Genomic DNA, 21,027 nt, shown 5'->3' on the forward strand with positions numbered 1-21,027 from the left:
TGAGCGAGTTGAACGAGGCCGGCGCCCCCGGAGGCGACGCCGCCACGCAGCCCAAAAGGCAGCGCGCGGCGCAGATTTGGGTCGCCCGAAAAGCGGTTCAAGGGGCATTTCGCCCGACAAGCGCATCTTTTTCATCCCCAAGCATCGCCTTGTTTGATCATCCAGTGATTCAGGGGACATTGAGTCTTCAACAGGGGGATTTCGATGTCGCTTACGCTTGCGTTTCTGCTGGCCGCCCAAGCCGCAACCGCACCGACCGAACAAGCGGTGGAAAAGCCCGAACCGGGCCAGCTAGGTCCCGCGCAGCAGGGCGGCGGCGATGTCGTCGTTACCGCGCGTCGCCGCGTTGAGACGGTGCAGACCGTGCCGATCGCGATCTCGGTGATCGGCGGCCAGGCGTTGGCGGAAACCGGCGCGTACAACGTCAACCGGCTGACCCAGCTGCAGCCGACGCTGCAATTCTATTCGACGAATCCTCGCAATTCCGCCGCCAATATCCGCGGGCTGGGCGCGCCGTTCGGCCTTACGAACGACGGCATCGAACAGGGCGTCGGCATCTATGTCGACCAGGTCTATTACAGCCGGATCGCATCGGCGACGTTCGACTTCACCGATACCGAGCGGATCGAGGTGCTGCGCGGGCCACAGGGCACGCTGTACGGCAAGAACACCACGGCGGGGGCGATCAACGTCTACACGCGCAAACCGAGCTTCACGCCCGAGGCGCGGGTCGAGCTGACGACGGGCAATCTGGCGTTCGTCCAGGCCAAGGCGTCGGTGTCCGGGCCGCTGATTGCCGACAAGCTCGCGCTACGGCTGTCGGCGTCGATCACCCGGCGCGAGGGTACGATCCACAATGTCGTGACCGGCAAGAACCTTAACGCGCAGGACAATCAGAGCGTGCGCGGGCAGCTGTTGTGGAAGCCGACGGAGACGCTCGACCTGACGCTGTCGGGCGATTTCAACAACCAGAACCCGGATTGCTGCGTGCAATATTATGTGCGTACCGGCGCGACTCAGCGACCGCTGAACCGGCAATATGCCGCGCTGGCGGCGGCGCAGGGCTATGCGGTGCCGTCGACCGACGTGTTCGATCGGGTCACCGATGTCGACACCCCGTTGCGCGCGAAGCAGCGACTGGGCGGGGCGTCGCTGGTCGGCAATCTCGATCTGGGGGCGGCGACGATCACCTCGGTCAGCGCGTGGCGGTTCTGGGACTGGGACCCGTCGAACGACCGCGATTTCATCGGCCTGCCGGTGACGACGGTGTCGGCGAACCCGTCGCAGCAGAAGCAATATAGCCAGGAGCTGCGGGTCGCGTCGAACGGCACGCATGCGCTCGATTACGTGCTCGGCGCGTTCTACTTCTACCAGACCATCGATACCCAGGGGCTGCAGGTCCAGGGGCGATCGGCGAGCGCGTTCCTGCTCAACCCGACCAGCGCCGGCGGCCGCAACCCCGCGACGCTCGACGGGCTGACCTCGCGCAACACCATCGGGTTCAAGAACACCAGCGCGGCATTGTTCGGCAAGCTGACCTGGCATGTCACCGACCGGCTGCAGATCGCACCCGGGCTGCGGCTGAACTATGACAAGAAGGAGGGCGACTACGTTTCGGTCGTGACCAACGGCACCGGCACCGCGCTGACCGCGGATCAGCGCGGTGTGCTCGCGCCGCAGAGCTATCAGCCGAAGTTCGACAGCTGGAACCTGTCGGGCGACCTGACCGTGGCGTACGAGGTCGCGGACGATATCCACGCCTATGCGACCTATGCGCGCAGCTACAAATCGGGCGGTATCAACCTGTCCGGCCTGCCGCTGGACGCCGCCAACACCCCGATTTTGTCGGCGGCGACGGTGCGGCCCGAAAAGGTCAATCACTATGAACTCGGCCTCAAGACGCAGTTCCTCGATCGCCGCGTGACGCTGAACCTGGCGGGGTTCTGGACCGAGATCAGCGAGTATCAGGCTACCGTGACGAATGGCCAGCTAGGCGTGCTGCGCGGGTATCTGGCCAATGCGGGCAAGGTGCGGACCCGCGGGATCGAGTTCGACTCCGCGTTCCGCCCGACCGCGCAGCTCAGCCTCTATGCGAACGGCGCCTATACCGATGCGAAGTACGTGAAGTTCGTCGATGCGCCGTGCCCGCCCGAATTGTCTGGAGGCACTACGGCGGCGGCGGGGCAGGCGGCCAGCGCACCCGGGACGCCGGGCGGCATCAGCCCGCAGAACTGCGACATTTCGGGCCAGCGCCTGCCGGGGGTGTCGAAATGGGCGTTCTCGTACGGCGCGCAGTACGATGTGCCGGCGTCGATCGGCGACCTGAAGGGGAGCGTCTATCTCGGCTATGATGGCAGCTATCGCTCGGGCTTCTCGTCGAACCCGTCGCCATCGGCGTACACCAATATAAACGGGTATGCGCTCAGCAACTTCCGCCTCGGGTTCAAGGCGGATGACGGGCTGAACGTGTTCGGCTGGCTCCGGAACGCGTTCGACAAGAAGTATTTCGAGCTGCTGGCGCTGCAGTCGGGGAGCACGGGGCTGGTGGTCGGCCAGCCGGGCGATCCGCGGACCTATGGCATCACCGTGTCGAAATCGTTCTGATCCTTGCGCTACTGCCGGGGCAGGAGCGCAGGATAGCCGCGGCGTGCTGGTAAATCGGTGGTGCCGGTTCGGATGAAACAGAAGGTCTGCTGGAAGTAACCCGCCGTTCATCTTGGACGGCGTAGTTTGGCAACTGTCGGCTGGGAGTCGAAGTCGGAAGCTCCCGGCTCCCCGTCGACGTTTTGTAAGGAAAGGCGTGAGAATTTGTGCGGTGCACAAGCAAACGCCCGGACCGTTTCCGATCCGGGCGCCTGCGTGACGATCGCTCGTCAGCCCCCATTTTCCCGCTCTCGCCCTTCGTCTTGCGACGGGGCGTAAAAGCATTCCCCGAACCACGGCCGTTGCCTGTGTCTCAGCAAGAGTTTTGCTAGTTAGTGGAGGCATCTTTGTCACGGCATTTGACAGGAAGCTGTCACGAATGACGCCCCCCTGTGATGATTCCGCCACAGCGTGCCCCAGTGCGTCATAGTTGCCTCGCGCCGGCCTGCACCGTAGAGCCGGCCCTTAAGCTTCCTTCCAGATCGAACCATCCATGATCCTGTCACGCTATGAACGGATGATCGCCCGGCGCTACCTGCTGCCGGGCAAGGGCGAGGCGTTCATCTTCCTCGTCGCCTCGATCAGCCTGGTCGCAGTGATGCTCGGCGTCGCCGCGCTGGTGATCGTGATGAGCGTGATGAACGGCTTCCGCGCCGAGCTGTTCGACAAGATCGTCGGGCTGAACGGGCACGCGGTGGTACAGGGCGTCGGCGGCCGGTTGCCCGACTGGCGCGACGTCGTGAAGCAGGCGCGCGCGACCCCGGGCGTGACCAGCGCGGTGCCGCTGATCGAACAGCCGTTGTTCGCGAGCTATAACGGACGATCGGAATTCATCCTGCTGCGCGGGATGCGGGTGCCCGACATCCGCACCACCGCCAAGAAGGGCATGAAGATCGTGATGGGGTCGATGGACAGCATCACCACCGGCAGCGGCCGCGTCGCGATCGGATCGGGGCTGGCCGACTCGCTCGGCGCGCAGGTCGGTTCGGAAATCTCGGTGATCAGCCCGCAGGGGCAGGCGACGCCGTTCGGCACGGTACCGCGGATCGTCACCTATACGGTCGGCGCGATCTTCGAGATCGGCGTCTACGATTACGACAAGGCATACGTCCTGATGCCGATCGAGGATGCGCAGACCTTCCTGCTGCTCGGCGATTCGGTGGGAATGATCGAGCTCGAGACGGTCGATGCCGACCGCGTCGGGCCGATCCTCGCGCCGCTCGCCGACAAGGTCGCGGGGCGTGCGGTGATCGCGGACTGGCGGACGATGAACGCGCAATTGTTCGAGGCGCTGGCGGTCGAGCGGGTGGCGATGTTCACCGTGCTGTCGATCATCATCCTGGTCGCGGTGTTCAACATCCTGTCGTCGCTGATCATGCTGGTGCGCGCCAAGACCCGCGACATCGCGATCCTGCGCACGATGGGCGCGAACCGCGGCGGGCTGATGCGGATCTTCATGGTGGTCGGCACGACGATCGGCGCACTCGGTACGGTGGCAGGCCTCGGTCTCGGCTTCGTGTTCCTGTTCTACCGGCAAGCCGTCGTAAACTTCGTCCAGTTCGTGACGGGGCAGAATCTGTGGGATCCGTCGATCCGCTATCTGACCGAACTGCCGTCCAAACCCGATCCGGTCGAGATCGTCGTGATCGCGCTGATGGCGCTGGTCTTCAGCTTCCTCGCCACGCTGTACCCGGCGTGGAAGGCGGCGAGTACCGATCCTGTGCAGGTGCTGCGCTATGAATGACGTGAAGATCGCCTTTGGTGGCGCGGTATCCCCGGCGCAATCGGCCGTGCTGGAGACGACCGGGCTGACGCGGTCGTTCACGCAGGGCGGCGAGACGATCGCGGTGCTGCGCGGTATCGACCTGGCGATCGCGCCCGGCGAGATCGTCGCGCTGCTCGGGCCCTCCGGGTCGGGCAAGTCGACGCTGCTGCAGGCGGTCGGCCTGCTCGAGGGCGGGTTCGAGGGTTCGATACGCATCGCCGGCGTCGAGGCGGCCAAGCTCAACGCGCACGACCGCACCATCGTGCGCCGCGACCAGCTCGGCTTCGTCTATCAGTTCCATCACCTGCTGCCCGACTTCAACGCGACCGAGAACGTCGTGCTGCCGCAGCTCGTCCACGGCGCATCACGCGCCAAGGCGGACGCGCGGGCGGCCGAATTGCTGACGCAGCTCGGGCTCGGCCACCGGTTGACGCATCGCCCCAGCCAGCTGTCGGGCGGCGAGCAGCAGCGCGTCGCGGTGGCACGCGCGCTCGCCAACGAACCGGCGCTGGTGCTGGCGGACGAGCCGACCGGCAATCTCGACGAGCATACCGCGGACATCGTGTTCGCCGAATTCATCCGCCTGGTCCGCGAACAGGGCACTGCCGCGCTGGTCGCGACGCACAACGAACGGCTCGCCGCGCGGATGGACCGCGTGCTGCGGTTGCATGAGGGCGTGCTGCAGTAGCGGTACCGTTTCGGACTCGCTTCGGCTTGCGCCGGCCGTGCGTTGCCCGCAGCCTGTGACGGTGCCGGAGACGTATCCGGGTCGATCGTCCCGTGCCGAAGCACCTGTGGTCGAGCGGCGGTCGCGTTCGCGTGCTTCGTCACTCAAGCGACAGGAATACGGAAATGGCAAAGTTCGATCCAAGCCCGATCAGTTTCGCGCAAGGCGCGGTCCGCGTCGAGGGCGTGGTCGCCAAGCATAAGCTGGAGACCAAATCGCGCGTGCTAACATCGAAGGACCCGGACGTGGCCGGTGCGCTGAAGGAGTTAGGCGTCACCAATGTGCCGACGGGATTCACCAAATACCAGTTACCCTTCGTCTTCGACCGGGCGCAGTTCTTCATCAGCGACGCGGAGGCCGGCGCCGAACTGCCCGATCACGCGCACGACAATGGCGATGCGCTGCGGATCATCGTCGCGGGCTCCGTGGTACATGACGAGGTCGAACTGCACGCTGGCGACTGGATGTTCGTGCCGCGCGGTGTCTCGTACAAGATGAAGATCGGACGCGCCGGCGCGACCATGGCGTACTGCTATCCGTGTTGTTGCGCCGGAGCGGCCGACGTGCGCGACTGGATCGTCGATCCGGCGATCGACATCGGGCATCGCTGATCGTTCGGGCGGGGCGGTGCCGGGTTGTCGGCATCGCCGCGCGTGCGTAACCGCAGAGGATGAACCTATGGACTGAAACGCCGACGCTCGCCGGTCGGCACGTCACGCTCCGCCCGCTCGATCGCGCGGATGGCCCCGCGCTGGTCGCGGCCGCGTCCGCCGACGGGCTGTGGGACCTGTTCTACGCCGGCGTCGCCAAGCTGAAGGATATCGACGGCTGGTTCGCGGAGGTTTTCGCCGAGCAATCCTATGGCCGCGCGGTGGCGTTCACGGTGCTCGATGCGGCCGGGGAGACGATCGGCACGACGCGCCTGATGCGGATGAGCGAGCAGAACCGACGGCTCGAGATCGGCGGTACCTTCTACGCCACCAGGGCGCAGCGGACCGGCGCGAACACCGAGGCGAAGCTGCTGCTGCTGACGCATGCGTTCGACCGGCTGGGGTGCCAGAGCGTGCAGATCCGGACCGACGCGCTCAACCGGCGCAGCCAGGCGGCGATCGAACGGCTCGGCGCGCGGCGCGACGGGGTGTTGCGCGGGCATCAGGTGACCGCGACCGGGCGCTTGCGCGATACCGTCGTCTACAGCATCCTCGCGCATGAATGGCCGGGCGTGCGCCAGAACCTGATGTACCTGCTGGCCCGACACGAGGACTGCCGATGACCGCGATCACCGATTTCACCGTCAAGGCGGCCGATGGATCGTCCGTCGCGCTGGAGGCGTATCGCGGACAAGTGCTGCTGATCGTCAACACCGCGTCGAAATGCGGGTTCACGCCGCAATATGAAGGGCTGGAGGCACTGCACCGCGACTATGCCGCGCGCGGGTTCGAGGTGCTGGCGTTTCCCTGCAACCAGTTCGGCGCGCAGGAACCGGGCGATGCGGCGGAAATCGCAAATTTCTGTTCGCTGACCTATGACGTAACGTTCCCGGTGTTCGGCAAGGTCGACGTCAACGGCGCGCAGGCGGATCCGCTGTTCGACACGCTGAAGGCCGCAGCCCCGGGTCTGCTGGGGTCGAAGGCGATCAAGTGGAACTTCACCAAGTTCCTGGTGGGCCGGGATGGGCAGGTGGTCGATCGCTATGCGCCGACCACCAAGCCCGAGGATATCCGCAAGGACATCGAGGGGTTGCTCTGACGTCTTGTTCTCCCGCGAAGGCGGGAGCCCAGTCTGGGTCCCCGCCTTCGCGGGGAAACAAATGCGGCAGACGGTTCGTCGGGGGGGTCTGTCCCGGCCGCGCACCGCTGGCAGAATCACCCATCTGCGCGTAGGGTGGTGTGATGTCTCATTCCGGCTTCGTGCCCCTGCGCAACTTCTCCTGTTACACCATGCTCGACGGCGCGATCGAGCCCAAGGCGATCGCAGCACAGGCGCGGAAACTCGGCTTTCCCGCCGCCGCGCTGACCGATCGCAATGGCCTTTACGCGGCGATGGCGTTCTCCGACGCCGCCAAGAAGGACGGCGTGCAGCCGGTGATCGGCACCATGCTGGGGGTCCGTCGGCCCGATATTCCCGAAGGCGTCGCCGCACCGTTCGACTGGCTCGCGCTCTATGCGCAGAACGAGACCGGCTATGACAATCTCTGCGCGCTGGTGTCGATGGCGCATCTCGATCGCCCGATCGAGCAGCCCGCGCATGTCGATTTCGCCGCACTCGAAGGCCGCACCGATGGCCTGATCGTGCTGACCGCGGGCGGCGAGGGTGCGCTCGCGCGGCTTTATGCCGACGGCCAGCCGGGGGCGGCGGCGACCTATCTCGACCGGCTCCAGGGTCTGTTCGGCGACCGGCTGTATATCGAGCTGTGCCGCCGCGGCGATGCGGTCGAGATCGCGGCGGAGGATCCGCTGATCGACCTCGCCTATGCGCACAACCTGCCGCTGGTCGCGACCAACCCGTGCTGCTTTACCGAGAGCGCGTTCGGGGATGCGCACGACGCCATGCTGTGCATCGCGCATTCGACCTATGTCGAGAGCGAGGACCGGGTGCGCAGCTCGCCCGAGGCGTGGATGAAGCCGTCGCCGGTGATGCACGAGATCTTTGCCGACCTGCCCGAGGCGATCGCCAACACGCTGGTGGTGGCGCAACGCTGCGCGGTGATGGCGCCGTACCGGAAACCGATTTTGCCGACGCTCGCGGGCGATCTGGCCGGCGAGGCGCAGATGCTGCGCGACGACGCGCATGCCGGGCTCGAACGGCGGCTGGCACGGATTACCGAGCTCCACGGCGAGGGCGAAGGTGACTGGCGCAAGGCATACCGCGACCGGATCGACTTCGAGCTCGACGTCATTATCCAGATGGGCTTCCCCGGCTATTTCCTGATCGTGGCGGACTTCATCAAATGGGCGAAGGACCACGACATTCCGGTCGGCCCGGGCCGTGGTTCGGGTGCGGGCTCGGTGGTCGCCTGGGCGCTGACGATCACCGATCTCGATCCGATGAAGCTTGGCCTGCTGTTCGAGCGCTTCCTTAACCCGGAACGCGTGTCGATGCCCGATTTCGATATCGATTTCTGCGAAACCCGGCGCGGCGAAGTGATCCGTTACGTCCAGGAGAAATACGGCCGCGACCAGGTCGCGCAGATCATCACCTTCGGGAAGCTCAAGGCGCGCGCAGTGCTCAAGGATACCGGCCGCGTGCTGCAGATGAGCTATGGCCAGGTCGACCGGCTGGCGAAGCTGGTGCCCAACCACCCGACCGATCCTTGGACGCTGGAGCGTGCGCTTAACGGGGTCACCGACCTCGCGCGCGAATATGCCAACGACAATGGCGTGCGGCGGCTGATGGATCTCGCGATGAAGCTGGAGGGGTTGCCGCGCCACTCGTCGACGCATGCCGCCGGCGTGGTGATCGGCGACCGGCCGCTGAGCGAACTGGTCCCGCTCTACCGCGATCCACGCTCCGACATGCCCGTTACGCAGTTCGACATGAAATATGTCGAGGGCGCGGGCCTCGTGAAGTTTGATTTTCTCGGGCTGAAGACGCTGTCGGTGCTGCAGAAGGGTGTCCAGCTGCTCGCCAAACGCGGTGTCGTGGTCGATCTCGACGCGCTCGAATGGGACGATGCCGGCGTCTATGCGCTGCTGCAAAAGGGCGACACCGTCGGCGTGTTCCAGCTCGAGTCCGAAGGCATGCGGCGGACGCTGTCGGCGGTGCGCCCGAGCAATTTCGGCGACATCATCGCGCTCGTCTCGCTCTATCGGCCGGGTCCGATGGACAATATTCCGTCGTTCGGCCGTCGCAAGAACGGCACCGAAGAGATTGTGTATCCACACAAATTGCTCCAACCGATCCTGTCCGAGACGTACGGCATCTTCGTCTACCAGGAACAGGTGATGCAGGCCGCGCAGGTGCTCGCGGGCTTCTCGCTCGGCGGCGCGGATCTGTTGCGCCGCGCAATGGGCAAGAAGGTGAAGGCAGAGATGGACGCGCAGCGCGCGGGGTTCGTCGAGGGTTGCCTGAAGGTCAACGGGATCAAGGCGCAGGAAGCCAACGCGCTGTTCGACTTGATCGACAAGTTCGCCGGCTATGGCTTCAACAAGAGCCACGCCGCGGCCTACGCGCTGCTGGCATACCAGACCGCGTGGCTGAAGGCGCACCACCCGGAGGAATTCTACGCGGCTTCGATGTGCTACGACCTGCACCAGACCGACAAGCTGGCGATCTTCGTCGACGACATGCGGCGGATGGGCGTCGCGGTGCTGCCGCCGTGCATTAACGCGAGCCAGGCGGAATTCGACGTCGAAGCGGCCGGTGAGGGCCTCGCGGTCCGCTTCGCGCTAGGCGCGTTGAAGAGCGTCGGCGAGGGCGCGATGGAGAAGCTGATCGTCGAGCGGGTCGCGAATGGCCCGTTCGCGGGCCTCGATGCGCTGGCCAAGCGCGTCGACCCGCGCCTGCTCAACAAGCGCCAGCTTGAGACGCTTGCCGCGGCCGGCGCGTTCGACGCGATCGAGGACAACCGCGCCGGCATCCACGCTACCGCCGAGACCATCCTCGCGATCGCGGCGCGGACGCATGACGCCAAGACCAGCGGGCAGGGCGGGTTGTTCGGCGATGCCGAGCCCGCCGGCGACGCGATCAAGCTGCCCGCCGGCGTGCGCTGGACGCTCAGCCAGCGGATGGAGCAGGAGAAGGAAGCGTTCGGCTTCTACTTCTCGTCGCACCCGGTCGACCGTCACCGCCATATCGCCAACAGCCACGGCGCGCGTGCTTACACCGCGTTGTCCGAGCTCAACATTCCCGATGACGGCAGCCGCGCCGGCGCCACGATGGCGGTGCTGGTCGAGGATGCGCGCTGGCGCACGTCCGCGCGGGGGAAGCGCTACATGATGGCGCAGCTGTCCGACGCCAGCGGGCAGTTCCAGGCGACCTGTTTCGACGATGCGGTCGCAGCGGATCTGGAGGAGGCCGCGAAGGCGGGCGGTTGCGGGCTGATCACCGTCGAACTCGACCGCAAGCCCGGCGAGGACGCACCGCGGGTCACCGTCAAGCGCATCCAGCCGTTCGAGGGACTGGCGGCGACCGCGCGGTTCCAGGCGGTGGTGACGATCGACCACCCGTCGGCGTTCGCGGCCTTGTCGCGGCTGCTGTCGGACCACCGCGGCGCTCGCGGCGAGGTGCGGGTCAGGACATGCGATTTGACTATCCTGCTGGGGCGCGACTTCCTGCTCGACGGAGAGCTGGCCGGGCATATCGAGACGCTTCCGGGGGTCACGAGCATCGACCTGAAGAACTCGGAAACGCGGTTGGCGCTGGTCGGGTAGGGCGTAAAGGCTTCGCGTTCCGCCGGCCTCCCTCCGATCATGCCAGCCTTAGCTGCGATGACCGCAGCTATCCGCTTCGAGCACCGAAGACGTGTTTCCCCGCGAAGGCGGGGACCCAGACTGGGCTCCCGCCTTCGCGGGAGAACAAGGAGGGGCGTGATACGGTAAGGCCGCGACTCGTACATGTTGAACGGGATCAGCAGTTGGGATGACGGGAATGAGCCGCGAGCCGCCCGCACATTTCGCACTTGCACAACGAGCCGCATCGGGCGCAGCTTGCGGCAATGACAGCGGATCCCATCCTTCGCGCCGGTGCCAACGAAGCCAATGCGGTGACGCTCGCCGCCCGTCCCGAGGGGCTGCGGCTCGACCCCGCCGAGACCGCGGTGGTCGTGATCGACATGCAGAACGCCTATGCGACGCCCGGCGGGTATGTCGACGTCGCCGGGTTCGACATTTCGGGTTCGGCCGCGACAATCGAACGGATCGCAAAGGTGCTCGACACCGCACGCGGCGCTGGGATGCCGGTCGTCTACCTGCAGAATGGCTGGGACCCCGACTATGTCGAGGCGGGCGGGCCGGGGTCGCCCAACTGGTACAAGTCGAACGCGTTGAAGACAATGCGCGCGCGGCCCGAACTCGCCGGGCAGTTCCTCGCGCGCGGCGGCTGGGATTACGAGATCGTCGATGCCCTGACCCCGCAGCCCGGCGACATCCGCGTCCACAAGACGCGCTATTCCGCGTTCTTCAACTCGCAGCTCGACAGCGTGCTGCGCGCGCGCGGCATTCGCAACATCGTCTTCGTCGGCATCGCCACCAACGTCTGCGTCGAGTGCACGCTGCGCGACGGCTTCCACCTCGAATATTTCGGGGTGATGCTCGAGGATGCGACGCATCATCTCGGCCCGACTGAGATGCAGGCTGCAACCGTCTACAACATCGAGAAATTCTTCGGCTGGGTGAGCAGTGTCGCGGACTTCTGCGGATCGTTCGGACAGCGCCCGTGAGGCGTAAATAAGGGAGACAGACATGCCGTTCGAAGCGATCAACCCGCCGCAGTTCCCGACCCCGATCGCGCCCTATTCGGCGGCGGCCAAGGCCGGCAACACGGTCTACGTCTCGGGCGTGCTGGCGCTGGGTGAGGGCGGTGTGGTGTTGCACATCGGCGATGCGGCGGGGCAGACCCGGCATGTGCTCGACGTGATCCGGACGACGCTGGAGGCCGCGGGGGCTTCGTTGGCGGACGTCGCGTTCAACCATATCTTCCTGAAAGACCTTGGCGACTATGCCGCCTTCAACGCTGTTTACGCGGAGTATTTTCCGGGGCCCAAGCCAGCGCGCTACTGCATCAAGACCGACCTCGTGAAGCCGGAGTGCCTGGTCGAGATCGCCAGCATCGCCCACCTCGGCTGATGCCGACGACGGAGGGGCTGTACTGGGAAGACCACGGCCGCGCGAACGGACCGCCGATCATGCTGTCGAGCGGTCTCGGTGGATCGGGCAGTTATTGGCAACCGAACCTCGCGGCGTTCGGCAAGCACCACCGCGTCATCACCTATGATCACCGCGGCACCGGACGGTCCGACCGTAAGGTACCGGGCGACCTGACCGTGGAGGCGATGGCCGCAGACGTCGTCACGTTGCTCGATGGTCTCGGTATCGAGCGCGTCACGTTCGTCGGTCATGCGCTCGGCGGGCATATCGGGCTGGCGCTGGCATTGCATGCGCCGGACCGGATCGAACGCCTCGTCGTCATCAACGGTTGGGCGAAGCTGGACCCACACACGGCGCGATGCTTCGACACGCGGCTGGCGTTGCTGCGCGACAGTGGCCCGCGCGCCTATCTGCATGCACAGCCGCTGTTCCTGTATCCGCCGCAATGGATTTCGGATCATCACGAGGCGTTGCAGGCCGAGGAGGAGGTGCATCTCGCGCATTTCCCCGGCGCGGAGATGATCCAGCGGCGCGTCGCCGCGGCGCGGCGGTTCAATATCGCAGGCCGTCTGGACGAGGTCCGCGTGCCGACGCTGCTGGTGGCCTCGGACGATGACATGCTGGTGCCGCCGTCGGCGTCTGAGAAGCTGGCCGCGGGGATTCCGGGCGCGCAACTGGCGCGGATGGCGGTGGGGGCGCATGCCTGCAACGTGACCCGCGCGGACCATTTCAACATGTGGCTTTGCGACTGGCTCGACGCCGAAACAGGGGGATAATTATGCAGGTCGGCGTCTTCATACCCATCAACAACAATGGCTGGCTGATCAGCGAGACCGCGCCGCAGTACAAGCCGAGCTTCGACCTCAACAAGGCGATCGCGCACGCGGCGGAGAAGCATGGCCTCGATTTCCTGCTGTCGATGATCAAGCTTCGGGGGTTCGGCGGCAAGACCGAGTTCTGGGAATACGGGCTGGAGAGCTTCACGCTAATGGCCGGGCTGGCGGCCGTGACGGAGAAGATCAAGATCTTCGCGACCTGCGCGACCTTGCTGGTCCCGCCCGCCTATGCCGCGCGGATGTGCAACACGATCGATTCGATCAGCCATGGGCGGTTCGGGCTGAACCTGATCACCGGGTGGCAGCCGCCCGAATATACGCAGATGGGGATGTGGCCCGGCGACGAGCATTTCAAGAACCGTTACAAGATGTTGGACGAGTATGCGCATATCCTGCGTGAACTGTGGGACGAGGGCAGCTCGGACTTCAAGGGCGACTATTACGAGATGACCGACTGCCGGGTCTGGCCGAAGCCGACCGGCGACATGAAGATCATCTGCGCGGGATCGTCGGACGAGGGACTCGCCTTCTCCGCCAAGTGGGCGGACTATGCGTTCTGCCTCGGCAAGGGCGTCAACACGCCGACCGCGTTCGCCGCGAACAACACCCGGCTGGCGGAGGCGACCGCGAAGACCGGGCGCGACGTATCGATCTTCGTGCTGATCATGATCATCGCAGCGGAGACCGACGAGGAGGCGATGGCGAAATGGCGGCACTACAACGCCGGAGTCGATATCGACGCGATCGCCTGGCTGGCCGACCAGGGCGCGAAGGATACCCACAACGCCGACACCAATGTCCGCCAGCTCGCCGCGCCGGAAGGTGCGGTGAACATCAATATGGGGACGCTGGTGGGATCGTATGAAAGCGTCGCGCGGATGCTCGACGAGATGGCGGCGGTGCCGAACACCGGCGGCGTGCTGCTGACCTTCGACGACTTCCTCGAAGGGGTGGAGGCGTTCGGGACGCGGATCCAGCCGCTGATGACGAGCCGGCAAAAATAATGGCAGAACGAGAATGCCGGGCTATGCGTTGCCCTATCATGACAGATCAAAGACACGGCCGGTGATGTCCGGCAAGACATGGATCGGCGGCGCGATGTTCACCGCCGCATCGGGGCTGGGGCTCGCTTATTACGCGAACCACATCGCGCGCGAGGCCGAGGCGCTGGTCCCGGCGGACGGGCAGTTCCTCGACGTCGCTGGCGCGCGGCTGCATTATGTCGACGCGGGCGGGCAGCGCCCGACGATCGTCATGGTCCACGGGCTTGGCGGCCAGTTGCGCAACTTCAGCTATGCAATGCTCGAACGGCTGACGTCCGAATACCGCGTGATCCTGGTCGACCGGCCGGGGTCGGGATACTCGACCGCGGATCCGGGAACGACACCGGGGCTGATCGCGCAGGGTGCGATGATTGCCGAGTTGATCAAGGCGCTGCACCTCGATCGGCCGCTGGTCGTCGGGCATTCGATGGGGGGTGCGGTTTCGCTGGCGCTGGCGCTCGACCAACCCAACCTGGTACGCGGGATCGCGCTGATCGCGCCGCTGACGCAGATGCAGGACACCGTTCCCGACAGTTTCCGCGGCCTGGCGAGGGTACCGCAATCGGCGCGACTGTTCTTTGCGCAGACGGTCGGCACGCCGCTGAGCAAGCTGACCGCGCGGCACACGCTCGACATGGTCTTCGCGCCTGAGATCGCACCCGACGATTTCGGGATCCGCGGCGGCGGGCTGTTGTCGCAGCGTCCCTCGGCGATCGCGACGGCGTCCGCCGAACTGTTCGGCGCGAACGGCGACCTGCGGCAAATGATCCCGCGCTACGGCGAACTGCGTGTCCCGGTCAGTATCCTGTTCGGGCGGCAGGACGCGATCCTCGATCCGGGGCTGCACGGCCACCGCACCGCGGCGATCGTGCCGGGTGCGAAGATCGACACGATCGATGGCGGCCATATGCTGCCGATCACGCTGCCGGACGCGACGACGCGCTTCGTCCGGGGTGCCTTCGCCTATGGCCATACCGCTCGTGACCTGGAAAAATCCCGGCGCAACACTATCTAACTGTTCAACAAAGTTAGCGGAGCGCGGAGATGGCGAGCGGTTGGGCCCCCGATGGGGCGGTACAGGACCAGATCGACGATACGATCATGGATGCGGTGCTCAGCGCACGGGCACGCATGCCTGCGGGCGAGGGCGAGACGCATTGCCTGGAGTGCGGGGACGAGATCCCGGCGGCCCGGCGGCTTGCGCTGCCCGGCGCGCGGACCTGCGTCGGGTGCCAGTCGACGCGCGACCAGCGGCCGGGCAACGCCCTGTTCAATCGGCGCGGCAGCAAGGACAGCCAGCTGCGATAACGCCGGTCATACGCTGACCGCCTGCACCGATCGTCCGCTGTCGCCGAACACCCGCAGATAGCGCGCGATTTCGGCGGGATCACCGGTCGCCTTGGCCGGATTGTCCGACAGCTTGACCGCGGAGCGCCCGTTCGCCGCCACCACCTTGCAGACCAGCGAGATCGGCGCGAGGGCATCGCCGCCCTCCGGATCGCAGCCGCGAAAATCGTTGGTCAGGTTGGTGCCCCAGCCGAAGCTGGTACGGACCCGACCGTGGAAATGGCGATAGGTCGCCTCGATCGAGCCGACGTCCATGCCGTCGGAAAAGATCAGGCGCTTGGTCGTCGGATCGCGGCCCTTGTCCTGCCACCAGCGGATGATCTGCTCGCCGCCTTTGATCGGCGGACTGCTATCGGGGCGGAAGCCGGTCCAGTCGGCGACCCATTCCGGTGCCTGCGCCAGGAACGAGGTGGTCCCGAATGCATCGGGCAACGCGATCAGCAGATTGCCGTGATAGGATGCGCGCCAGTCCTCGAGCACGCGGTAGGGCGCGGTGGCCAGCTCGGCGTCGCTGTCGCTGAGCGCGGCGGCGACCATCGGCAGTTCGTGTGCATTGGTGCCGATCGCTTCCAGGTCCGCATCCATAGCGAGCAGTACGTTCGAGGTGCCGATGAAGCGTTTGCCGAGGCCCTCCTTCATCGCCTCGACGCACCAGCGTTGCCACAGGAAGCCGTGGCGACGACGCGTGCCAAAATCCGAGATGACGAGATCGGGCAGCTCTTGCAGCCGCTCGACCTTTTCCCACAGCTTGGCCTTGGCGCGGGCGTAGAGAATGTCGAGCGCGAACCGGCCGTGATTGCGCACCGCGACGCGCGCGCGCAGTTCGTTGACGATCGCCAGTGCGGGAATCTCCCACATCGTGGTGTGCGTCCACGGCCCGTCGAAGCGCAGCTCGAACTGGCCATCGACGGTGCGCAGGTCGTAGTCGGGCAGGCGGAAGTCCGCGAGCCATGCGATGAAGTCGGGCGCGAACATCCGCGCCTCGCCGTAGAAGCTGTTGCCCGCCAGCCAGATCAGTTCCTTCTTGGTGAACCGCAGCGTGCGCGCATGATCGAGCTGCGCGCGGAGTTCGGCCTCGTCGATCGTGTCGGCAAGCCGGACGGTGCGGCTGCGGTTGATCAGCGCGAAGCTCACCTGCGTGTCGGGATGCAGTCGCCGGATCATCTGCAGCATCAGCAGCTTGTAGAAATCGGTATCGAGCAGGCTGCGGATGATCGGGTCGAGCCGCCAGCCATGATTGTAGGTACGCGTCGCGATGTCGGTATAGGCCATGGCGCTGCATCCCCTGCACGCACCGATTTTTCCAGCGGTTTATGCGTCCCAGGGTGGTGTGCGGTACAGATCGGTGAGGTGATCGACCAGGGCGGCGACCGTGCGGGGGACGTGCGGGGTGTCCGGGTGGACCGCGTAGATGCCGACGTCGGCCGAGCCCTCATGGTCGGGTACGACGCGTGCCAGCCGTCCTGCGGCGATGTCGCGGCCGACCTCCCACAGCGACCGCAGCGCTATGCCGACGCCCGCCAGCGCCAGTTCGCGGACCACCTCGCTGGAGTTGGTGCCGATGTGGGAAGCGTGGTCGACGATCACCGCACCGCGCGGGCCGTGCAACCGCCACGGCATCTGCCCATCGGCCGCGAGCAGCCGGTGTCCGGCAAGCGCGGCGATGTCGACGGGGGTGCCGGCCTCCGCCAGATACGCCGGGGCGGCGCACAGCACGCGGCGGCTGCTCGCCAGCCGGTGCGCGGATAGGCCGGCGCCGATCGTGGGCGCGATCCGGATCGCTAGATCGATCCGTTCGGCCAGCAGGTCGCTAACCCCGTCGGACAGGTCTAGCCGGAGGTCCACCAGCGGATAGCGGTCGAGGAAGCCCTTCAGATGCGGCGCGACGTACAGCCGGCCGAACGCGGTCGGCGCAGAGACGCGCAACTGCCCGCGCACGACGTCCTGCCGTCCGGTGACAGCGCTTTCCGCCGCCTCGATCGCGGCAAGGATCGCGACGACGTCGGTGTGGAAACCGACGCCCGCCCCGGTGAGCGACAGCCGTCGCGTGGTGCGATGGACGAGGCGCGTGCCGAGCCGCTGCTCTAGCCGCGCGAGCCGTTTCGATACCATCGCCGGCGACATGCCCAGCGTCCGTCCGGCGGCGGAGAGGCTGCCGGTGGCGACGATGGTCGCGAACAGGGTGTAATCGGGGTCCACGACGGCCGCTGCGTGTTCAGCGGCGCGCTATGGTGATGCGGGTGGCGGCGGACGGCGCGGGAATCGTGAAGCTGGCGGTCTGTGCCGCCGGGTCGGGGGCGCTGGCGATGGCGCGGCCGGTGACGGACACCGTGCTTGCGCCCGTCCAGCCGTGGACGGTGACCGCAAACTGTTTCCACCACGGCACGTACCGGCCGACGGGTGCCTCGAAATCTAGCGTCAGTCCCTTTGGCGTCACCGTGCACCGTACCGTCTGGCGCAAAAACGCCCCCGACTGGAACGCAGTCGAGTGGCCGTCGTCGGCGTAGAGGTCTCCGCGACAATCCGCGCCGGGATAGACGTCCAGCGATAGCGGCCCGGCCGGCGTTTCGGCGGTGCTCTGGACCAGCGGCTGGCGGGGCAGGATGGTGCCGGCTCGGACGAACACCGGCAGCTGATCGAGCCGCGGGATGGCGGTGAAGACGTCGCCGCGGGTGCGCGGGTCGCCGGTCGCCTGCGATGCCGACTGGACCGGGCCCGGCACATCCCCCTGCGCGGCACCGGCGCGCTTGCCGGTCCAGTAATCGTACCAGCCACCCGCGGGCAGGCAAATCTCATAGGCCTGTGGCGATTCCGGCTTGGGCGGCGGCGCGACCAGCAGGCCCTTGCCCAGCGTGAAGGTCATCGACTGGTCGCACGACATCGTCATCGCCGACGGATAATCGTAGAAGACCGGGCGCAGGATCGGGTCGCCGGTGCGCGCGTTGAGCTCGGTGAGGCCGTAGAGATAGGGCATCAGCCGGTACCGTTCCTCGATGAAGCGGCGGCGGATCGCGAGGTGTTGCGGGCCGTCGACCCAGGGCTCGACGCGCGGCATGCCCTTGGCGGAATGGTTGCGGAACACCGGGTAGAATGCCCCGATCTCGAACCAGCGGGTCAGCAGGTCGGGGCTGGGACCGCCCGCGAAGCCGCTGACGTCGGCAGCGCCATAGGAAAAGCCCGACAGGCCCATGTTGATGATCTGCTGCACCGACAGCTTGAGGTGATCCCAGGTCGCGCTGTTGTCGCCGGTCCAGGTTACGGCATAGCGCTGGCCGCCGGCATAGCTGGCGCGGGTCATCACGAACGCGCGCTCGTTCGGTTGCAGCTTGCGCAGCCCCTCATAGGTCGCACGGGTGTTCTGCATGCCATAGACATTGTGGAGCTCGGCGTGGGTGCCGGTGCGCGGCGCGAAGCCGTCGCCGTCGATGCGGTGGACGATGTCGAGCGGCATCGTCTTGGTCGGCGTATCGAAGATCGCGGGTTCGTTCATGTCGTTCCACGCGCCGGCGATGCCGTCGTCGACCTGCTTGCGGAACAGCGTGCCGTACCAGTCGCGCGTCGCGGTGCGGGTGAAGTCGGGGAACACCGACGGGCCCGGCCAGACCGGGGCGACATAGACGCTGCCATCGGGGTTGTGGACGAAATGGTCGCCCTTCGCGCCCTCGTCATAGGGGCGATAGCCTTGATTCACGGCGCGGGCGACGTGGAGGTCGGTGATCGTGACGACCTTGAAGCCGTCCTTGCCGAGATCGCCGACCATGCCCTTGAGGTCGGGGAAGGTCACGGGGTTGACGGTGAAGGGGCGGTTGCGGTCCTGGAAGTCGATGTCGAGCCAGATCACGTCGGTGGGGATGCGATCGGACCGCAACCGCGCCGCGATCGCCTTGGTCTCGTCGGCGGACATGTAGCTGTAGCGCGACTGCTGGTACCCGAGCGCCCATTGCGCCTGCAGCGGCGCCTTGCCGGTCAGGTCGGTGTAGCGGCGGACGACTTCGGCGGTCGAGGGGCCGGCGATGAGATAATAATCGATCGGGCCGTCGTGCGCGCCGAACGCCAGGACGTTGGCGTCGCGGTGGCCGAAATCGAACCACGACCTCCAGCTGTTGTCGAGGAACAGGCCATAGCTGCCGCCGGGGCCGCCGACGCCGATGAAGAACGGGATCGATTTGTAGATCGGGTCGTCGCTGCCCGAAAAGCCGAACGCATCGGTGTTCCAGTCGACGAAGCTCTTGCCGCGGCGGTCGAGCCCGCCGGTCTTGTCGCCCAGCCCGAAATAATGCTCGGCCTGCGGCATCGCCTTGCGCAGTGTGAAACTCTTGCCCTCGATCGTCAGGGGATCGAGGGTGTCGCTGGTGATGACCTGGCCGGTCGGGTCGGTGACCGTCATCCGCAGCGTTGCGGGATCGACCGCGACCCGCATCGCCGCGGTCGCGAAGCCGTTCGCGGTCGGCCGGACCGGGGCGGTGCGGGCGCGGACGTCCGCCGCGACTGCCCAGCTCGCATCCTCGGGGAACACGCCGTCCTTCGCCACACGGACGCGCAGGATCGCATCGCCGATCGCAGTGACGCGCATGATCGTGCTGCCGCGCTTCACCTCGATGCCGTGCGCGATCGCACTGGTCTGAGCCTGCGCAGGGGAGGGGATCGCCAGCGACGACGCGGCGGCCAATGCGACGGCGATGCAACTTCTCACGGCCTGTCTCCTGCGCATGTTCGCCACCGGCTGGCAGCGTCGGCAACATAGCTGATCTTTCGATCGCTTCACCATTACCGATATTCCCTATATCGCCGCTGGGAATATGCTCGCGGGGCTATTGGAGTATGAGCATGCGGTACGGACTTGGGATGACGGGCATGGCGCTGGCGCTGGCGATCGCCGGATGCTCGTCGCCGTCTGGCGCCGGCAAGGACGGCAAGGGCGCGGTCGAGCTGCTCAACGTGTCGTACGATCCGACGCGCGAGCTGTACAAGCAGGTCAACGCGGCGTTTGCGGCGAACTGGCAGAAGCAGACCGGGCAGGTCGTGAGCTTCAAGATGAGCCATGGCGGGTCGGGCAAGCAGTCGCGTGCGGTGATCGACGGGCTGGGCGCGGATGTGGTGACGCTGGCGCTCGCCTATGACGTCGACGCGATCGCCGAGCGCGCGAAGCTGTTGCCGGCGAACTGGGAGACGCGGCTGCCCGACAACAGCGCGCCCTATACGTCGACGATCGTGCTGCTGGTGCGCAAGGGCAATCCGAAGGGGATCCACGACTGGGCCGACCTGGTGAAGCCGGGCGTCCAGGTGATCACGCCCAACCCCAAGACCAGCGGCGGCGCGCGGTGGAATTTCCTCGCGGCGTGGGGCTATGGCAAGCGCGCGGGCGGCGGGTCGGACGGCGCGGCGCAGGCCTATGTCACCAAGCTGTACGGCCATGTCCCGGTGCTCGATTCGGGTGCGCGCGGTGCGACCACGACGTTCGTGGAGCGCGGCCTGGGCGATGTGCTGATCGCGTGGGAGAACGAGGCGCTGCTTTCTGAGAAGGAGCTCGGCAAGGGCAAGTTCGACATCGTCGTGCCGTCGCTGTCGGTGCTCGCCGAGCCTTCGGTCGCGGTGGTCGATGCGAACGCGAAGAAGCACGGCACCGAGAAGGTCGCCGAGGCGTATCTGAAGTTCCTCTACACGCCGGAGGGCCAGGATATCGCCGCGAAGAACTATTACCGGCCGCGCGAGGCCGCGGTGCTGGCGCGCTATGCCAGCGTATTCCCGAAGGTCGAGACGCTGACGATCCGCGATTTCGGCGGGTGGCAGGCGGCGCAGAAGCGGTTCTTCGCCGATGGCGGCGTGTTCGACACGATCTACTCCGGGCCGAAGCGTTGAT

The 21,027-nt window shown here is 66.3% G+C and carries 17 protein-coding genes; 14 read left to right on the forward strand and 3 right to left on the reverse strand.

Annotation, left to right across the window (positions count from 1 at the left end; translation table 11 throughout):
- Positions 1–204: 204 nt before the first annotated feature.
- From SJY20_RS05960 to SJY20_RS06020, 13 genes are all read left to right on the forward strand, one after another.
- Positions 205–2,604 (forward strand): TonB-dependent receptor, encoded by a 2,400-nt coding sequence (locus SJY20_RS05960; RefSeq protein ID WP_380785679.1) that lies wholly within the window; start codon positions 205–207, stop codon positions 2,602–2,604.
- 532 nt (positions 2,605–3,136) lie between these two features.
- Positions 3,137–4,387, forward strand: a complete 1,251-nt coding sequence (locus SJY20_RS05965) for a lipoprotein-releasing ABC transporter permease subunit (protein ID WP_380785680.1) — start codon at positions 3,137–3,139, stop codon at positions 4,385–4,387.
- Complete coding sequence (locus SJY20_RS05970; protein ID WP_380785681.1) at positions 4,380–5,096, forward strand: ABC transporter ATP-binding protein; 717 nt, start codon at positions 4,380–4,382, stop codon at positions 5,094–5,096. The genes SJY20_RS05965 and SJY20_RS05970 overlap by 8 nt, the downstream gene beginning before the upstream one ends.
- Positions 5,097–5,260: 164 nt before the next feature.
- A complete protein-coding gene (locus SJY20_RS05975) occupies positions 5,261–5,746 on the forward strand; it encodes a cupin domain-containing protein (protein WP_380785682.1) in 486 nt (161 codons plus the stop codon).
- 59 nt (positions 5,747–5,805) lie between these two features.
- Positions 5,806–6,408, forward strand: a complete 603-nt coding sequence (locus SJY20_RS05980) for a GNAT family N-acetyltransferase (RefSeq protein WP_380785683.1) — start codon at positions 5,806–5,808, stop codon at positions 6,406–6,408.
- Positions 6,405–6,884, forward strand: a complete 480-nt coding sequence (locus SJY20_RS05985) for a glutathione peroxidase (RefSeq protein ID WP_380785684.1) — start codon at positions 6,405–6,407, stop codon at positions 6,882–6,884. The genes SJY20_RS05980 and SJY20_RS05985 overlap by 4 nt, the downstream gene beginning before the upstream one ends.
- 143 nt (positions 6,885–7,027) lie before the next feature.
- Positions 7,028–10,507 carry a DNA polymerase III subunit alpha gene (dnaE, locus tag SJY20_RS05990; protein ID WP_380785685.1) on the forward strand — a complete coding sequence of 1,160 codons (3,480 nt, stop codon included), beginning with the start codon at positions 7,028–7,030 and terminating at the stop codon, positions 10,505–10,507.
- Between the two features lie 284 nt (positions 10,508–10,791).
- Positions 10,792–11,514: a pyrimidine utilization protein B gene (gene rutB / locus SJY20_RS05995; RefSeq protein WP_380785686.1), complete on the forward strand. Its 723-nt coding sequence runs from the start codon at positions 10,792–10,794 to the stop codon at positions 11,512–11,514.
- Positions 11,515–11,536: 22 nt separating this feature from the next.
- Entirely contained in the window at positions 11,537–11,920 is a 384-nt protein-coding gene (locus tag SJY20_RS06000) for a Rid family hydrolase (protein WP_380785687.1), read from the forward strand.
- Positions 11,920–12,717 (forward strand): pyrimidine utilization protein D, encoded by a 798-nt coding sequence (gene rutD, locus SJY20_RS06005; RefSeq protein WP_380785688.1) that lies wholly within the window; start codon positions 11,920–11,922, stop codon positions 12,715–12,717. The genes SJY20_RS06000 and rutD overlap by 1 nt, the downstream gene beginning before the upstream one ends.
- Positions 12,718–12,719: 2 nt before the next feature.
- The gene (rutA, locus tag SJY20_RS06010; RefSeq protein ID WP_380785689.1) at positions 12,720–13,781 is read left to right on the forward strand and encodes a pyrimidine utilization protein A; all 1,062 of its coding nucleotides are present in this window, start codon (positions 12,720–12,722) and stop codon (positions 13,779–13,781) included.
- 64 nt (positions 13,782–13,845) lie between these two features.
- Entirely contained in the window at positions 13,846–14,835 is a 990-nt protein-coding gene (locus SJY20_RS06015; RefSeq protein WP_380785690.1) for an alpha/beta fold hydrolase, read from the forward strand.
- Between the two features lie 29 nt (positions 14,836–14,864).
- Positions 14,865–15,128: a DksA/TraR family C4-type zinc finger protein gene (locus tag SJY20_RS06020; RefSeq protein WP_380785691.1), complete on the forward strand. Its 264-nt coding sequence runs from the start codon at positions 14,865–14,867 to the stop codon at positions 15,126–15,128.
- Positions 15,129–15,134: 6 nt separating this feature from the next.
- Here the strand turns inward: SJY20_RS06020 and pncB are convergent, their stop codons facing one another.
- From pncB to SJY20_RS06035, 3 genes are read right to left on the reverse strand one after another with little or no spacing between them, the layout of a single operon-like run.
- Positions 15,135–16,439, reverse strand: coding sequence for a nicotinate phosphoribosyltransferase (gene pncB, locus SJY20_RS06025; RefSeq protein WP_380785693.1), 1,305 nt, complete (start codon positions 16,437–16,439; stop codon positions 15,135–15,137).
- A gap of 39 nt (positions 16,440–16,478) precedes the next feature.
- Positions 16,479–17,366, reverse strand: a complete 888-nt coding sequence (locus tag SJY20_RS06030) for a LysR family transcriptional regulator (RefSeq protein ID WP_380785694.1) — start codon at positions 17,364–17,366, stop codon at positions 16,479–16,481.
- 16 nt (positions 17,367–17,382) lie between these two features.
- Complete coding sequence (locus tag SJY20_RS06035) at positions 17,383–19,860, reverse strand: TIM-barrel domain-containing protein (protein WP_380785695.1); 2,478 nt, start codon at positions 19,858–19,860, stop codon at positions 17,383–17,385.
- 134 nt (positions 19,861–19,994) lie between these two features.
- On the opposite strand from SJY20_RS06035, the gene SJY20_RS06040 reads away from it, so the two are divergent.
- Positions 19,995–21,026 carry a sulfate ABC transporter substrate-binding protein gene (locus SJY20_RS06040; protein ID WP_380785696.1) on the forward strand — a complete coding sequence of 344 codons (1,032 nt, stop codon included), beginning with the start codon at positions 19,995–19,997 and terminating at the stop codon, positions 21,024–21,026.
- Position 21,027: the final 1 nt, after the last annotated feature.

It is taken from the genome of Sphingomonas sp. R86521 (assembly GCF_042466235.1).
Classification (GTDB): Bacteria; Pseudomonadota; Alphaproteobacteria; order Sphingomonadales; family Sphingomonadaceae; genus Sphingomonas.

Bases quoted from the DNA above. Each gene is read 5' to 3' on its own strand.
- SJY20_RS05960 (WP_380785679.1), top strand. From the start codon at position 205: ATGTCGCTTACGCTTGCGTTTCTGCTGGCCGCCCAAGCCGCAACCGCA.
- SJY20_RS05965 (WP_380785680.1), top strand. From the start codon at position 3,137: ATGATCCTGTCACGCTATGAACGGATGATCGCCCGGCGCTACCTGCTG.
- SJY20_RS05970 (WP_380785681.1), top strand. From the start codon at position 4,380: ATGAATGACGTGAAGATCGCCTTTGGTGGCGCGGTATCCCCGGCGCAA.
- SJY20_RS05975 (WP_380785682.1), top strand. From the start codon at position 5,261: ATGGCAAAGTTCGATCCAAGCCCGATCAGTTTCGCGCAAGGCGCGGTC.
- SJY20_RS05980 (WP_380785683.1), top strand. From the start codon at position 5,806: ATGAACCTATGGACTGAAACGCCGACGCTCGCCGGTCGGCACGTCACG.
- SJY20_RS05985 (WP_380785684.1), top strand. From the start codon at position 6,405: ATGACCGCGATCACCGATTTCACCGTCAAGGCGGCCGATGGATCGTCC.
- dnaE (WP_380785685.1), top strand. From the start codon at position 7,028: ATGTCTCATTCCGGCTTCGTGCCCCTGCGCAACTTCTCCTGTTACACC.
- rutB (WP_380785686.1), top strand. From the start codon at position 10,792: ATGACAGCGGATCCCATCCTTCGCGCCGGTGCCAACGAAGCCAATGCG.
- SJY20_RS06000 (WP_380785687.1), top strand. From the start codon at position 11,537: ATGCCGTTCGAAGCGATCAACCCGCCGCAGTTCCCGACCCCGATCGCG.
- rutD (WP_380785688.1), top strand. From the start codon at position 11,920: ATGCCGACGACGGAGGGGCTGTACTGGGAAGACCACGGCCGCGCGAAC.
- rutA (WP_380785689.1), top strand. From the start codon at position 12,720: ATGCAGGTCGGCGTCTTCATACCCATCAACAACAATGGCTGGCTGATC.
- SJY20_RS06015 (WP_380785690.1), top strand. From the start codon at position 13,846: ATGTCCGGCAAGACATGGATCGGCGGCGCGATGTTCACCGCCGCATCG.
- SJY20_RS06020 (WP_380785691.1), top strand. From the start codon at position 14,865: ATGGCGAGCGGTTGGGCCCCCGATGGGGCGGTACAGGACCAGATCGAC.
- pncB (WP_380785693.1), bottom strand. From the start codon at position 16,439: ATGGCCTATACCGACATCGCGACGCGTACCTACAATCATGGCTGGCGG.
- SJY20_RS06040 (WP_380785696.1), top strand. From the start codon at position 19,995: ATGCGGTACGGACTTGGGATGACGGGCATGGCGCTGGCGCTGGCGATC.